The organism is Pseudomonas sp. GW821-FHT05D12 (genome assembly GCF_059419825.1).
The window spans coordinates 66,711-80,783 of sequence record NZ_JBWKSN010000008.1 but is presented as its reverse complement, the minus strand read 5'-3'; the positions used below and the strand labels follow the sequence as shown (position 1 = coordinate 80,783).

The following is a 14,073-nucleotide window of genomic DNA, read 5'->3' as shown; positions in this document are numbered from 1 at the left end:
CATAACCACTTAGCATGACATTTGCATTACACTTTTATGACACTCATCCCGCTGCGGGGGCACAGACGATGAAAATACGCGCAACGGTCATTTGCGAACACGAGGGACATATCCTCTTCGTGCGCAAGGCCAGGTCAAAATGGGCATTGCCGGGCGGCAAGGTCGAACGGAACGAGCGCCCGGTCGGCGCGGCCGAACGCGAGCTGGAAGAAGAAACCGGGTTGAATGTGGACGGCTTGCTGTACCTGCAGGAGCTCAAGGCCCGCGACACCGTACACCATGTGTTCGAGGCCTCGGTGGTGAACATCGCCGACGCGCGGCCGTGCAACGAAATCATCGATTGCCAGTGGTACGCCTATGGCGCCGTGGATGAACTGGACACCACCGACGCCACCCGGCACATCGTCAAATCCTTTCTACGTCGCCTGTAATTCAGCGCTCTGTCCGCAGGCCTCGAGACCTCGCTTTACCACACCCTTCTCTTTCTGCCGTTCGACAAAGGACCTGACGAACGCGGCAGCGGCTGCATGCGCCACCGGTACCGCCATGGCTTGGCGGATGGTCATGAAGTCATCCTCGACCAGGCGCCATTGCGCGCTCACGCGGGTGCGCAGAAAGTCCCGCACCCCCGCCGCCGCATCCAGACCTTGCGCGATAAACCAGTCCACCGCTGCTGCCGACGTAGGCGCCCGTACCAGCTCGGCATGCGCCACCGTACGGCTCAGGTACAGGTCGTAGGCTGCGCCTTGGCCGACGGCGATGCGTCGACCCGCTGCATCCAATTGGGCGACGTGGGTAAAGGGCGAATCCGTCGCCACGAGGTAGGTGCCCTTGATCGCCACGTAGGGTGCACTGAACGCGATCTCCTGCTCACGCACCGGCTCGATGGCCAGGAACGCCACGCGCCAGGCATCCTCGGCCAGCGCAGCAAAGACCTTGCCCGCCGCCTCGAAAGTGATCAGCGCCAACTCGACACCCAGCTCTTCAGCCAAGGCCTTGGCCAACGTCACGGACACCCCTTGTGGCTCACCGCCTGCGCCGCGTTGCGCCAGCACCGGGTTGCCGAAGTTGATGGCGGCACGCAGCACGCCATCGGGGGCCAGTTGTTGCAGTACAGCGGGATCAATCATCGAGCGCTCCTGGGCGGGTTCGTTGCACGGTCTTGCGGATCACAAACGGCAGCACGCCGCCGTGCTCAAGGTACCCAAGCTCTTGCAACGAGTCGAGGCGCAAAACCAGCCGGTGCGTGACAACACGGCCATCGGCGCGATCGATCTGCAGGATGATCAGGTTCTCGCCAACCTGCAGGTGTTCCAGCCCCAGGAACGTCAAGCGCTCGCTGCCATCCAGCGCCAGGTCCTGCACCGTCGTCCCGGCGCTGAACACCAACGGCAACACGCCCATGCCGATCAGGTTACTGCGATGAATGCGCTCGATACTGCGCGCCACCACCGCCTTGATCCCCAACAGGCTCAGCACTTTCGCCGCCCAATCCCGGCTGGAACCGGCGCCGTAGTTGCTCCCGGCAAACAGCACGGTGGGCGTGCCGGCGTAGCTCTGCGCGGCCAGGTACAACGGCTGGTAGTCCGTGTGGTCGGCATTCCACGCCCACACACCTCGGCGTGGTGTTTGTGTCGGGTCCAGCAGGTTGTTCAGGCGCGGGTTGGTAAAGGCCCCACGCACCATCACTTCGTGGTTGCTGCGCCGTGTCGAGTACTGGTTTAAATCCGCCTCGGCCTCACCCCTTTCGCGCAGCCAGGCACCGGCCAGGCTCTCGGAAGGGATGGTGCCCGCCGGTGAAATATGGTCCGTGGTGACGTTATCACCAAGCACCACCAACGCCCTCGCGTTGCGCACCGACAGGCGCGCCGCCGGCACGGGCGGCACCTGCGCCAGGTACTGCGGGCGGCGCAAATAGGTGGAATCCGGGTTCCAGGCAAATCTCACGCTGGCGTCGGCCTCCAGCGCCTGCCAGTGCGGCGTGCCCTGCCAGAGCAGTTCACTGCGTTGCTGGAACAACACCGGGCGCACCACCTGCGCCACGTGCGCCGCCACCTCGGCATCACTGGGCATCAGCTCCTCCAGGTACACCGGCGTGCCTTGGGCATCCAACGCCAGCGGACTGCTGGACAGGTCGATATCAATGCTCCCGGCAATCGCATAGGCCACGCACAGCGCCGGCGAGGCCAGATACCCGGCGGGGACTTTGGGGTTGACCCGTCCTTCGAAATTGCGATTGCCCGACAGCACCACCACACCCTTGAGGCCTTGCTCGGCAAAGGCCTCCACATGGGCCTCCAGGCTTCCGGAATTGCCAATACAGGTCATGCAGCCAAAGCCCGCCAGGTCGAAGCCCAGCGCCGCAAAATCCGCCAACAAACCCGCCGCATCCAGATAGTCCGCCACCACCCGCGAACCCGGCGACAGCGAAGTCTTCACCCAGGGTTTGCGCCCCACGCCGCGTGCCCGTGCACGACGTGCCAGCAATCCGGCCTGGATCATCTGCGCCGGGTTGGCCGTGTTGGTGCAACTGGTGATCGCCGCCATTACCACCGCGCCGTGGGTCAACGGCGCTTCAAAGGACGGCTCGAAGAATTGCTGCCCGGCCTCAGCGTGCACATGCTGATGAAACGAGGCGCCCGCCTGCGCCAGCGACTGGCGCTGATGGGGTTGGTGTGGTCCGGCCACACTGGGTTCAATCCGGGCCAAGTCCAGCTCGATCAGTTCATCGAACTGCGGCTCGGGCTCGCCGGCCTGGCGCCACAGCGACTGTGCCGCCATATAGGTCGACACCTTGGCCAACAATGGCGCCGGCCGCGCAGTCAATTCCAGGTAGGCAAGGGTCTCGTCATCAAACGGAAAAAACACCACCGTCGCGCCATACTCCGGCGCCATGTTCGCCACGGTGCCCCGCGCCGCCCAACTCAACGACGCCAGCCCCGGCCCGGTGAACTCGACAAACTTGCCGACCATGCTGCGCTGGCGCAGCAACTCGGTCACGCTCAATGCCAGGTCCGTCGCCGTCACACCGGCCCGCAAGGCATTGCTGACGCGAATCCCCACGACCTGGGGAAAGGCAATCGGCACCGGCTCACCGAGCATCGCCGCCTGCCCTTCGAGCCCGCCCACGCCCCAGCCCAGCACGCCGATGGCATTGATCATCGGCGTATGGCTGTCGGTGGCAACCATGCAGTCCGGGTGCAGCAGCACGCCCCCCTCGGCGGCCGGGCTTTCCCATACCACCTGGGCGATGGATTCCATGTTCATCTGGTGGATGATCCCCGTCCCCGGCGGGATCACCTTGAAGTTGTCCAGGCTGGCCTCGGCCCATTTGATAAACCGGTAGCGCTCGCTGTTGCGGCGAAAGTCGATGTCGAGGTTGGCGTCCACCGCGCCGGCTTCGGCGTAGTGCTCGACAATCACCGAGTGGTCGATGGTCAACACGGCCGGGATCGCCGGGTTCACCGCCGTCGGGTCGCCGCCCAGCTCCGCGACCACATCACGCATGCCGGCAAAGTCCGCCAGGGCCGGCAGGCAGGTGGTGTCGTGAAACATCAGGCGGTTGGGCTGGAATGGCACCTCGCAGTCCGGCCCGCTGCCGGTGGCTCGCGCCAGCACGGACGGCAATGAGGCCGGGGCACAACGGGCGATGTTTTCCACCAGGATGCGCAGGCAATAAGGCAGCCGATGCAGCTGCACCGGGGTCAGCAGTTTATGCAGATCGATATAGGCGTAACGCTGCCCGCCGATGTCCAGATGGTTGAGAACGTCGCTCATAGTTGGCCGAACACCCGCTCGATACGCGCCAGGCCCCAATCCAGTTCCTCGCGGGTGATGGACAACGGCGGCGCGATACGCAGCACGTTTTCATGGGTCTCCTTGGTCAACAGGCCTTCGGCAAGCAACGCTTCGCAAATCGGCCGTGCATCACGGTCCAGCTCCACCCCCACCCACAAACCGCGACCACGCACCTCACGGACCGCCGGGGAATTCATCGCCCGCAGGCGCTCCACCAGGTAGTGGCCCAATTGCGCGCTGTTATCGATCAAGCCTTCATCTTCCAGCACGTTAAGGGCTTCCAGGCCAACGGCCGCCGCCAAGGGGTTACCGCCAAACGTCGAACCATGGCTGCCGGCATCGAACAGGTCCATGATCGAATGGTCCGCGACAAACGCCGACACCGGCATGATCCCGCCGCCCAGCGCCTTGCCAAGGATCAGCGCATCCGGGCGAATGCCTTCGTGCTGGAAGGCAAACCACTTGCCGGTGCGGCCCAGGCCCGACTGGATTTCATCGAGGATCAGCAAGGTATTGGTGGCGTCGCACAGTGCACGCAGCTCACGCAGGAACCCGGCCGGCGGCACGCGAATACCGGCTTCGCCCTGGATCGGTTCGATCAGCACCGCGCAGGTATCAGCCGTGATGGCCTGGCGAAAACTCTCGATATCGCCAAACCGCGCTTCGGTGAAGCCGTCGCAGAACGGACCGAAGTCCGCCTTGTAGTCCGGCTCGGACGAGAAGCCGACGATGGTCGAGGTGCGCCCGTGGAAGTTGTTGTCGGCCACCACGATCTTCGCCTGGTTCGCGGCGATGCCCTTGACCCGATAGCCCCAGCGACGGGCGGCCTTGATCGCGGTCTCCACGGCTTCGGCGCCGCTGTTCATCGGCAATGCCGAATCGAAGCCGCTGATGCGGCACAGCGTCTTGAGGAAGTTACCCAGTGGCTCACTGTAGAACGCGCGCGACACCACGCTGATCTTGTCGATCTGCGCCACGGCGGCGGCGCGGATACGCGGGTGCACATGGCCATGACTGACGGCTGAATAGGCCGACATCATGTCCAGGTAGCGCTTGCCATCATCGCCAATGGCCCACACGCCCTCGCCCTTGACGATGACCACCGGCAGCGGCGAATAGTTGTGGGCGCAGAATTGGTTTTCGAGGGTGATTGCCGGGTTGGGGTGCATGGGGTGTCCTGCCTGATAAAAATCTAAAAATAGTGAGGATCTACTGCAGGCGCTGGCTTGCCAGCTCCTACAGTGATCGCCTTTCAATTCACGCACTCAGCAGCTTGCCGCTGCGGATCGGCGTGGCGCCGGAAACACGGCCCAAGGGGTCGCCCGGTTTCACAAAGCGCACATCGCGGCGCATGTACAACACGCCGGTGGTATGGCTGTTGATCGTCACGGTCTTGCCACTGTGGGGATCGACGATATCGAACAACGCCTGCCCCGCTTCAATACGACTGCCCACCGCCGCGCGATGCACCAGCACCCCGGCGCTCGACGCATAGAACTGCTCGCTGCCCGCCAGCGGCGTGGCCGGGTTGCGCAAGGCGGGCAACGGTCGTGGGGTGCCTTCGATGGCGCCCAGGTGGGTCAGGTAATCAATGATCGCCGTGGCGTCATGGTCTGCCAGTTCATACGACACATCACGCTGGCCACGGTGCTCCACGGTCACGGCGATGCTGCTGTCGGGGATCGGGAATCGCTCGCCAAACCGCTCGCGCAGATTCACCCACAGCAGGTAGAGCGCTTCATCAAAGGAATTGGCCTGGGAATCGGTAGCCAGAAGGGTCGCTTCGGCGCCGATGTAGCGCGCCAACGGCTCGATGGTCGGCCACACCGATTCGCCGGTGTAGAGGTGCATGGCCGCTTCGCGTGAGCAGTGCAGGTCCAGCACGATGTCGGCATCGTGGGCCAGCAGCATCAGGGTCTGCTGCAGCGACTGGTATTCGTCCATCGGCTGGGCGGCGCGCAGGCATTCGCCCCAGGCTTGGCGGATCAGTTCACGGTTGGCGTCGATGTCCTGGCTGAGCAGGTGTTCGATCCGGCTGGCGATTTCCGGGTATGGCACTGGGAAACCACGGTTGTAATTGCGCCCACTGCCCAGCTCGAAACGCCCGCTAGGTGCGCCCATGATGTATTGGCCCAGACCGGCCGGGTTGGCCACGGCCACCAGCACGATCTGCGCATTCAGGCGGCCGGCATTTTCCAGCGCAGCCAGTTGCCGGCGCAGGTGCGCAGCCACCAGCATCGCTGGGGTTTCATCGGCATGCAGCGCCGCCTGGATATAGATTTTTCGACCCGCACCCACTGCACCGTAATGCTCGCTTTCCACGTGCCTGTGGGTACCTTGTGTCGCTTGCAGCAAGGGGTGTTGATTAAGTTTCATAACGCAGGAGTCTCGATATTCGAGTGATGGTTCTGGAGAAAAGATGCTGTTGAAAAGAGTATCGAGACCGGGTGATCGCCTGTAAGGGCGGCCGGGGCTATCTTGATCTGCCAAACCGATCAGTTGTGATGCCGATCGGGGACAGTGTGATGAGCGGGCTTGCCCCGCTCATCACAACTAAGCCTCAGACACACGCTTACCAGAGCGCCAGGGTGTAGCCCAGCAGCACGCGGTTCTCGTTGACGTCGTTGTAGAAGTTGCCCTTGGCCAGGGCGTTGCGCCAACGCATCGACACCCCCTTGAACGGACCGGTCTGCACCACGTAGCTGATGTCCAGATCGCGTTCCCATTCACGGCCTTCGCCGTTGAAGCCGATCACCTCGGCCGAATCACCCTTGGCATACTTGATCCCGAACAGCAGGCCCGGCAGGCCCAGGTCGGCGAAGTTGTAGTCGTAGCGAGCGTGCCAGGCGCGCTCCTTGGTCTGGGTGAAGTTGGTGAACTGGTACTCGGTGAACAGGTAGCTGATCGAACCATCCAGGTAGGTGAACGGCGTGGTGCCGAACTGCCGCTGGAAGCCGCCGCCGATGCTGTGGCCGCCATACTGGTAGGTCAGGCGTGTACTCAAGGCGCGGTTATCGACATCACCCGCGAGGCCAGCGCCGTCCTTGTCGGCCTTGAAGTAGCGCACGTCGGTCTTCAGGCTGCCCGGGCCCAGGCCAAAGCTGTTCTTGAAGCCGCCGTATTGCTGGTGGTAGATGCTGTCGAGCGCGGCGTAGTGGTAGCTGAGCAACGTGTTGGGGGTCAGCGAATAATCGCCGCCGGCGAAGCGGAACTGATCGCTCAGGGCCGTGCTTTTGTAGACCTTGCTGACCGTGGTCAGCTTCATGTCTTCGTAGTTGGTGGAATCGCGGTCCTTGGCCTGGTCCAACTGACCGAGGCTGAGCTTGAGGTTGCTGATGTCGTTGGACACCAGCTGCGTGCCACTGAACGACTGCGGGAACAGGCGGCTGGTATTGGGTTGCAGGGTCGGAAGATCCGGCACCAGGTAGCCCACGCGCAGTTCGCTCTTGGCGAAGCGTGCCTTGGCGGTCACGCCGAGCTTGGAGTAGCTGTCGGAAGCGCGCTTGTCGCTGTCACGCTGCAGCAAGCCGGTGCCGGATTTGTCCGGGCTGGAGTCGAGCTTCAGGCCGAGCATGCCCATGGCGTCCAGGCCAAAACCTACCGTGCCTTCGGTAAAGCCGGACTTGATCCCCAGCAGAAAGCCCTGGGCCCATTCGGCGCGCACCGACTGGCTGGCTTCTTCGCGGTAGTCACGGTTGAAGTAGTAGTTCTTCAATTCCAGCGTACCGCTGCTGTCCTTGATGAAATCTGCATGGGCGGCGAACGGGATCAACCCGCTGCTCACGACGCCCACGCCGGTGATGAGTTGAGTCAGGGATTTTTTCATTTTTTTAAGCTCCTGGCAGTGTCATGGTTGGGGGTTTTTATTGTTCTTCGGGCATGGCTTCGCCGGTCGCGCAAATCGGTGATTTGCGCGGCGGGTGACGTCAGTCCTGGGTTACAGCGCTAGCGGTACAGGGCCCTGGCGAATGCGGTAGCCACCGTTTTCAAGTTTCTCCAAGGGGCTGGCAGCGGCCAGCAGCTTGCGGGTATAGGGGTGCTGCGGGCGGTCGAAGATCTCATCGCGCGTGCCCATTTCCACCACCCTGCCCTCGCTCATTACCGCCACCCGGTGGGCGATGCGCTCCACCGCCGCCAGGTCGTGGGAGATGAACAGGCAGGCGAAGCCGTACTGCGCCTGCAGGCGTTCGAACAGCTCCAGGATCTGTTTCTGGATAGTCATGTCCAGGGCCGAGATCGGCTCGTCTGCAATCACCAACCGTGGGTGGCGCACCAGCGCGCGGCCAATGGCGACACGCTGGCGCTGGCCACCGGACAACTGATGCGGGAAGCGGTCGACAAACTGCTCGGCCAGGCCGATATCCAGCAGCGTCCTGGTGACGCGCTCACGCTTGTGCTCGGCGCTCATGCCCGGTACATGGCGCAGCGGTTCGGCGAGGATGTCGCCGATCTTCATGCGCGGGTCGAGAGACGAATACGGGTCCTGGAAAATCATCTGGCATTGCAAACGGTGTTCGCGGTTGCCGGACTTGAGGATGTCCACGCCCTCAAACTCGATGGCGCCGGCACAGGCTTTGTTCAGGCCGACAATCGCGCGGCCCAGGGTGGTCTTGCCAGAGCCGCTGCCGCCCACCAGCGCCAGGGTTTCGCCCGGTGCGATGCTGAGGTTGGCCGAATGCACCACGCGCTTGAACGGCGTGCGGCCCCACAGGCTGCGCGGGCCAGGGTGTTCGATGCACACGTCGCGGACCGTCAGCAGCGGGCCATCGGCCTGGGGCAAGTCCGCCAACACGCCACGGCGCGGCAAGGCTTCCAGCAGCTGGCGGGTGTATTCGGCCTTGGGCGCCAGCAGGATCTGCTCAATGGTGCCCTGCTCCACCGCGCGGCCTTCGCGCATCACCACCACCTTGTCGGCGTAGCGCGCCACCAGGGACAGGTCATGGCTGATAAACAGAATCGCCGTGCCCTGCTCGCGGGTCAGGTCGAGCATCAGCTTCAACACGTCCAGTTGCGCCAAGCAGTCCAGGGCCGTGGTGGGTTCGTCGGCAATCAGCAGCGCCGGGCGCAGCAGCATCACCGAAGCGAGCATGATGCGTTGGCGCATGCCCCCGGAGAACTCGTGAGGGAACGCCGCCAGGCAACGTTCGGCGTCCTTGATGCCGATATGGCCGAGCATCTCCAGGCTGCGTTCGAGGATCTGCGCATCCGTGAGCTTGGTGTGCAGGCGCAGGCCCTCGGCCATTTGCTCGCCGATGCTCATGGACGGGTTCAACGACACCATGGGTTCCTGGAACACCATGCCGATCTTGGCCCCGCGCAGTTGGCGCAGTTGCTCGGGCTTGAGGCTATTGAGGTCATGGCCCTGGAATCGCACCTGGCCGCCGCAGTGTTGCAGCGGTGGCGGCAGCAGGCCGATGGCGGCGCGGGCGGCCATGGTCTTGCCGCTGCCGGACTCGCCCACCAACGCGACGATTTCCCCCGGCGCGATGGTGAAGCTCAGGTCGTTGACCGCCAGCGGGCCGTGGGTGCCGACGCGGATTTTCAGGTGATCGACTGCCAGTAATACATCAGTCATGGTCATTTACTCATCCGTGGATCAAGGCGGTCACGCAAGGCATCGCCACACAGGTTGAACGCCAGCAACGCCATGGCGATGCAGACACCGGGAAACAGCCCTAGCCAACTGGCCGTGGCGATATACGGCCGGCTGGCCGCGAGCATGTTGCCCCAGGTCGCTGCCGGTGGCGGCACGCCCAGGCCGAGGAAGCTCAGGGAGCTTTCCGCGAGGATCGCCCAGCCGAACATGCTGGTGGCCAGCACGCACACCGGCGCCACGCAGTTCGGCGCAATATGGCGCAGCATGGTGTACAGCTCGGAATTGCCGATCACCCGCGAGGCCTCGACAAACTCCTTCTCGCGCAGCGACAACACCGTGCCGCGCACCACCCGCACCACCGACGGCGTATAGGCCAGGCTCAGGGCGAAGACGATGCCGTACAGGCTCGGACCGATGATCGCCATCAAGCCCAGGGCCAGCAAGATGCCGGGGAACGCCAGCAGCGCGTCGTTGATCATCATCAGGCCACGGTCGACCCAGCCGCGCAGGAAGCCGGCCAGCAAGCCGAGGAAGGTGCCGGCGATAATCGCCATGCTCACCGTCAGCACACTCACCCACAGGCTGGTGTGCGCGCCGATCATCAAGCGGCTCAAGACATCGCGACCGTATTCATCGGTGCCCAGCCAGTGCGCGGCGGTCGGCGCCTGCAACCGCGCCAGCAGGTTCAGCGCCAGCGGATCATGGGGCGTCCATACCAGGCCGAGCGCGGCCATGATCAATAGCAAGCCCAACAGGAACGCACCGATCAGCGCATTCAACGGCGGCACGCGCCAGGCCCTGGGGGCACGCACCGGTGCAGGCAGTAGCACCTCGGGTGCAACAGGCAGTGGCTTATTCATAACTTAACCCTGGGGTCGAAGAGCGGGTACAGCAGGTCCACCAACAGGTTGACCAGCACATAGACAAAGGTCACCAGCAGCAGGCAGCCCTGCAGCACCGGGTAGTCACGGGCGTAGATGGCGTCGACCATCAGGCGGCCGATGCCCGGCAGGGTGAACACGGTTTCCAGCACGGCAATGCCGCTGAGCAGGTTGCCGAGGATCAGGCCGATAAGGGTCAGGGTCGGTGCAAACGAGTTGCGCAACGCATGGCGCCACAGCACCGCACGTTCCGACAGGCCCTTGGCGCGGGCATGGGTGATGTACTCCAGGCGCAACACCTCGATGGCACTGGCCCGCGCCATGCGGGTGATTGCACCCAGCTCGACCAGGGTCAGGGTGACGATCGGCAACACGATGAAACTCAAGGCCTGCCACGGTGACTGGCCGAACGACACGTAGCCCACCACCGGCAACCAGCCCAGCTTGATGCCAAACGCATACAGCAACAGCAGGCCGAGCCAGAAACTGGGGATCGACAGCAGCAGCGTGGCGGTCGACACCACGCCAAAGTCCAGTGCACTGTCCTGCTTCCACGCCGACAGCAAGCCGGCCGGCACCGCAATCAAGGCAGCCAGCAACACCGACACCAACACAATCCCGGCACTCACCTGGAAGCGATCGAGGATCAGCGGTAACACTGCCTCATTGGTGGTAATCGAATGCCCAAGGTCGCCGCTGAGCACCGCCTTCAACCAGATTACAAACTGCACTGGCAGCGGCTGGTCCAGGCCCAGGGACGCGCGCGCGACCTCCAGGCTATGGGCGTCGGCCATGTCGCCCAGCATCAGCAGGGCCGGGTCACCCGGCACCAGGCGGATGATCGCGAACACCATCAGCGAGATCAGCAGCAAGGTCGGGACTGACATCGCCAGGCGTTGGGAGATAAAACGAAACATCCTCAATTGCTCCCGGAAGCAGGGACGCTGACGGTCCACAGGCGCGGCTTGGACACCGGCCAAGTGCGCAGGCCCTTGACGTAGTCACGGCTGGCGGCAATCGCGTTGCCGTTGTACATCGGGATCATCGGCACATCCTTGATCATCTGTTGGTGCAGTTGATCGAACAATGCCTGGCGCTTGGTAATGTCGCCTTCGCGCTGGGCTTCACGCAGCCATTCACGGGCCTGGGGGTTGTCCCAGACCTTGCGGGCTTCCTTGTCTTTGTCGCCGGTCATCGAATCGAAACTCAGGGCCGGGTCGAGGCGCTCGGAGTACGGGAACGCCATCATCTGGTAGTTGCCGCTCTGGTAGCGCTCCAGTTGCGTGCCCCACTCCAGGGTCTCCAGCTCCAGGTTGATGCCGCTGGCCTTGGCCATGGCCTGCACGAATACGCCCATGTCGAAAATCGCGGCGTAGCGTTTGTTGACGATCAGTTTGATCGGCTCGCCCTTGTAGCCAGCCTCACGCAACAATTGCGCGGTCTTGGCCGGGTCGAAGGTGTAGCCCTGGTCTTCGATGGCCGTGTGGTAATGGCTGCCGCTGGCGACCATCGAGTTGTTGGCCTTGGAACGCCCGCCGGTGAGGGCTTCGACGATTTGCGCCGAATCCAGGGCATGGGCGATGGCCTGGCGCAGGCGCACATCCTTGAGCAGCGGGTCGCGGGTCTGGAACAGCAAGGCGTTGACCGACATGGTGCCGCTGGAGGTCACGCGCACGCCGGGGTTGGCCGCCAGTTCGGTGGCGTCCAGCGGGGTGACGTCGATCAGCAAGTCGACGTTTTTCGACAGCAAGGCGGCTTTGGCGGCGGCCGGGTCCGGGATCACCAGCAGGCGCACGCGGTCGAGGGTGGTGGATTTGTTGCCGGTGTAGCCATCGGGCTGTTGCTCATCGCGGGCGCTGTAGTTGGGGTTACGCAGCAGTTCGACGTATTGACCGGGCTTCCACTCGCCCAGCTTGAACGGGCCGGTGCCGACCGGGGCTTTCCAGCTGCCATCGGCGTTGAGCGAGTCCGAGGAGAGGATGCCGCTGCCGCCACACTCCGGCAGTGCGGTACTGGTGAGGAACAGGCCATTGGGCTTGTCGAGGGTGAACACCACGGTGAGTGGGTCCGGGGCGCTCATGTCGACGATCTTGGCGCCACCATGGCCATCGAATTCAGGCGCGCAGCGCCATTGGGTCTTGGGGTCGAGGAAGCGCTTCCAGGTCCACAGCACGTCAGCGGAGGTCAGCGCCTTGCCATTCTGGAACTTCACCCCGTCGCGCAGGTGGAAGGTGTAGCGCAGGCCGTCGTCGGACACCTGCACGTCCTTGGCCAGCAGCGGGCCGACGGTGGCGTCTTCACGAAAGGCCACCAGCCCTTCGGTGAGGTGCATGATCACCGCGTCGGAGTTGGTGTCACGGTTGACACCGGGGTCGGTGCTGCGGATATCGGCGTTGAGCGCCACCTTCAACACACTTTCGGCGTGGGCAGTACCCGCCAGCGCCGCAGACAAAGCGCCTGCCAGGATTAAAGTCTTGTTCATGATAAATGCACCTTAAATGATCCTTACGCTTGGGGTTCGGACGCTGGCAGGACCCAAAAAGAGGCACGGCCGAACACCTGGATAGTTGTTGTTGTTTTAGTCGCCGTCACGGTCGGCGAATGTTCCTGGACCGATCTTATTCTTCACGCGGCAAGCTTGAGAAGAACGCTCCAGGTGATCAGGCTCGGCTTTTCCGATCACCTACCGAGCCGTTCACAACCTGCCCCCAGCCTACCGAAAAATCAGGGCCCGGAGCCGTTTGCGCGCGTTCAGAAATAATGAACCTGATCGTCCAAACCGATCTGTGCGCACCTGGAGGCATCAGATAAGCTGGCGGGTATTCAATGGTTCAAATGCTCAAACCCGAGGCCGTCCTTCATGACACTCACCCATCTTCGTGCGTTCTGTGCCGTGGTCGAAAAAGGCAGTTTCCGCTCTGCCGCGCGCCAGTTGGATGTGGCGCAAAGCACCCTGACCCAATCGATCCAGACCCTCGAAAAAGAACTCGGCGTGGTTTTGCTGCAACGCTCGAACCAAGGCATCAACCTGACGTCGGCTGGCGAAGTGTTCCTGGTGCGCGCCCGTTCCATCACCCTCGATTGCGAACGCGCGCTGCTCGACCTGCAACCCTGGAAAGGCGAGCCCGAAGGCCATATCGACCTGGGCGTGACCTCCGAGCCCCTGGCCGAGCTGCTGGTGCCGGTGCTGAGCAACTTCACCCAACGCTTCCCGCGCATCCAGGTGCACGTGGCCAGCGGCACCACCAAGGGCCTGGTCGAAAAGGTCCGCGATGGTCGCCTGGATTTCGTGCTGTGCCCGCTGGCACCGAATGTCACCGATATCGACCTGTCCATCGACCGTCTCTACAGCTCGAGCGCCGGCATTATCGCGCGCAAGGGCCATCCGTTGGGCCAGGCCAGATCGGTGCGGGAACTGGTGGACTGCCAATGGATCAGCGTGCGCTCCACCGGTGTCATCGGTGGCGCGGAAAACCGCCTGGTCCAGCTGTTCCGCACCCAGGGCCTGGCGCCGCCGAAGATCGCGATTACCACCGACTCGCTGCTGGAAACCCTGCACATCGTCTCGGAAACCGACTACCTGACCATCGAACCGCGCATGCTGCCGGGGATGAAGCTGTTTTCCAGCGCACTCACCACCATCGCCATCGAAGAACCCCTGGCGCCCCGGGATGTGTGCCTGATCAGCCGCCGTTCAGCGCCCCTCACCGGGGTCAGCCAGGAACTCACCAGCATGCTGATTTCCTATTCCCGGCTGGTACACCGCAGCCGTTGATCGCCACCCTTGCCGAGCCTTTT

The 14,073-nt window shown here is 63.4% G+C and carries 11 protein-coding genes; 2 read left to right on the top strand and 9 right to left on the bottom strand.

Annotation, left to right across the window (positions count from 1 at the left end; all coding sequences use genetic code 11):
• The first annotated feature begins 68 nt into the window (after positions 1–68).
• Positions 69–431 (top strand): NUDIX hydrolase, encoded by a 363-nt coding sequence (locus AC07SI_RS16590; protein WP_065906369.1) that lies wholly within the window; start codon positions 69–71, stop codon positions 429–431.
• On the opposite strand, the gene AC07SI_RS16585 is transcribed toward AC07SI_RS16590, so the two are convergent.
• The 9 genes from AC07SI_RS16585 to AC07SI_RS16545 all read right to left on the bottom strand — a co-directional run bounded on the left by AC07SI_RS16585 (position 417) and on the right by AC07SI_RS16545 (position 12,757).
• The gene (locus tag AC07SI_RS16585; RefSeq protein ID WP_495006108.1) at positions 417–1,130 is read right to left on the bottom strand and encodes a transporter substrate-binding domain-containing protein; all 714 of its coding nucleotides are present in this window, start codon (positions 1,128–1,130) and stop codon (positions 417–419) included. The genes AC07SI_RS16590 and AC07SI_RS16585 overlap by 15 nt on opposite strands.
• A complete protein-coding gene (gene acnA, locus AC07SI_RS16580) occupies positions 1,123–3,777 on the bottom strand; it encodes an aconitate hydratase AcnA (protein WP_495006107.1) in 2,655 nt (884 codons plus the stop codon). The genes AC07SI_RS16585 and acnA overlap by 8 nt, the downstream gene beginning before the upstream one ends.
• Positions 3,774–4,967 carry an ornithine--oxo-acid transaminase gene (gene rocD / locus AC07SI_RS16575; RefSeq protein ID WP_106804202.1) on the bottom strand — a complete coding sequence of 398 codons (1,194 nt, stop codon included), beginning with the start codon at positions 4,965–4,967 and terminating at the stop codon, positions 3,774–3,776. Before rocD ends, acnA begins: the two co-directional genes overlap by 4 nt.
• Before the next feature lie 88 nt (positions 4,968–5,055).
• Positions 5,056–6,174 carry a succinylglutamate desuccinylase/aspartoacylase family protein gene (locus tag AC07SI_RS16570; protein ID WP_065906360.1) on the bottom strand — a complete coding sequence of 373 codons (1,119 nt, stop codon included), beginning with the start codon at positions 6,172–6,174 and terminating at the stop codon, positions 5,056–5,058.
• Positions 6,175–6,370: 196 nt separating this feature from the next.
• Positions 6,371–7,624, bottom strand: coding sequence for an OprD family porin (locus AC07SI_RS16565; RefSeq protein WP_065906358.1), 1,254 nt, complete (start codon positions 7,622–7,624; stop codon positions 6,371–6,373).
• Between the two features lie 111 nt (positions 7,625–7,735).
• Positions 7,736–9,379 carry an ABC transporter ATP-binding protein gene (locus AC07SI_RS16560; protein WP_495006106.1) on the bottom strand — a complete coding sequence of 548 codons (1,644 nt, stop codon included), beginning with the start codon at positions 9,377–9,379 and terminating at the stop codon, positions 7,736–7,738.
• Positions 9,376–10,254 carry an ABC transporter permease gene (locus AC07SI_RS16555; RefSeq protein ID WP_016977188.1) on the bottom strand — a complete coding sequence of 293 codons (879 nt, stop codon included), beginning with the start codon at positions 10,252–10,254 and terminating at the stop codon, positions 9,376–9,378. The genes AC07SI_RS16560 and AC07SI_RS16555 overlap by 4 nt, the downstream gene beginning before the upstream one ends.
• Positions 10,251–11,192, bottom strand: coding sequence for an ABC transporter permease (locus AC07SI_RS16550; RefSeq protein ID WP_065906353.1), 942 nt, complete (start codon positions 11,190–11,192; stop codon positions 10,251–10,253). The genes AC07SI_RS16555 and AC07SI_RS16550 overlap by 4 nt, the downstream gene beginning before the upstream one ends.
• A gap of 2 nt (positions 11,193–11,194) precedes the next feature.
• A complete protein-coding gene (locus tag AC07SI_RS16545) occupies positions 11,195–12,757 on the bottom strand; it encodes an ABC transporter substrate-binding protein (RefSeq protein ID WP_201144144.1) in 1,563 nt (520 codons plus the stop codon).
• 378 nt (positions 12,758–13,135) lie between these two features.
• Between AC07SI_RS16545 and AC07SI_RS16540 the strand changes: the two genes are divergently transcribed.
• Positions 13,136–14,050, top strand: a complete 915-nt coding sequence (locus AC07SI_RS16540) for a LysR substrate-binding domain-containing protein (protein WP_065906350.1) — start codon at positions 13,136–13,138, stop codon at positions 14,048–14,050.
• Positions 14,051–14,073: the final 23 nt, after the last annotated feature.

What these genes read in the sequence shown, in the direction of transcription:
- AC07SI_RS16590 (WP_065906369.1), top strand. Translation starts at nt 69, where the DNA reads ATGAAAATACGCGCAACGGTCATTTGCGAACACGAGGGACATATCCTC.
- AC07SI_RS16585 (WP_495006108.1), bottom strand. Translation starts at nt 1,130, where the DNA reads ATGATTGATCCCGCTGTACTGCAACAACTGGCCCCCGATGGCGTGCTG.
- acnA (WP_495006107.1), bottom strand. Translation starts at nt 3,777, where the DNA reads ATGAGCGACGTTCTCAACCATCTGGACATCGGCGGGCAGCGTTACGCC.
- rocD (WP_106804202.1), bottom strand. Translation starts at nt 4,967, where the DNA reads ATGCACCCCAACCCGGCAATCACCCTCGAAAACCAATTCTGCGCCCAC.
- AC07SI_RS16570 (WP_065906360.1), bottom strand. Translation starts at nt 6,174, where the DNA reads ATGAAACTTAATCAACACCCCTTGCTGCAAGCGACACAAGGTACCCAC.
- AC07SI_RS16565 (WP_065906358.1), bottom strand. Translation starts at nt 7,624, where the DNA reads ATGAAAAAATCCCTGACTCAACTCATCACCGGCGTGGGCGTCGTGAGC.
- AC07SI_RS16560 (WP_495006106.1), bottom strand. Translation starts at nt 9,379, where the DNA reads ATGACCATGACTGATGTATTACTGGCAGTCGATCACCTGAAAATCCGC.
- AC07SI_RS16555 (WP_016977188.1), bottom strand. Translation starts at nt 10,254, where the DNA reads ATGAATAAGCCACTGCCTGTTGCACCCGAGGTGCTACTGCCTGCACCG.
- AC07SI_RS16550 (WP_065906353.1), bottom strand. Translation starts at nt 11,192, where the DNA reads ATGTTTCGTTTTATCTCCCAACGCCTGGCGATGTCAGTCCCGACCTTG.
- AC07SI_RS16545 (WP_201144144.1), bottom strand. Translation starts at nt 12,757, where the DNA reads ATGAACAAGACTTTAATCCTGGCAGGCGCTTTGTCTGCGGCGCTGGCG.
- AC07SI_RS16540 (WP_065906350.1), top strand. Translation starts at nt 13,136, where the DNA reads ATGACACTCACCCATCTTCGTGCGTTCTGTGCCGTGGTCGAAAAAGGC.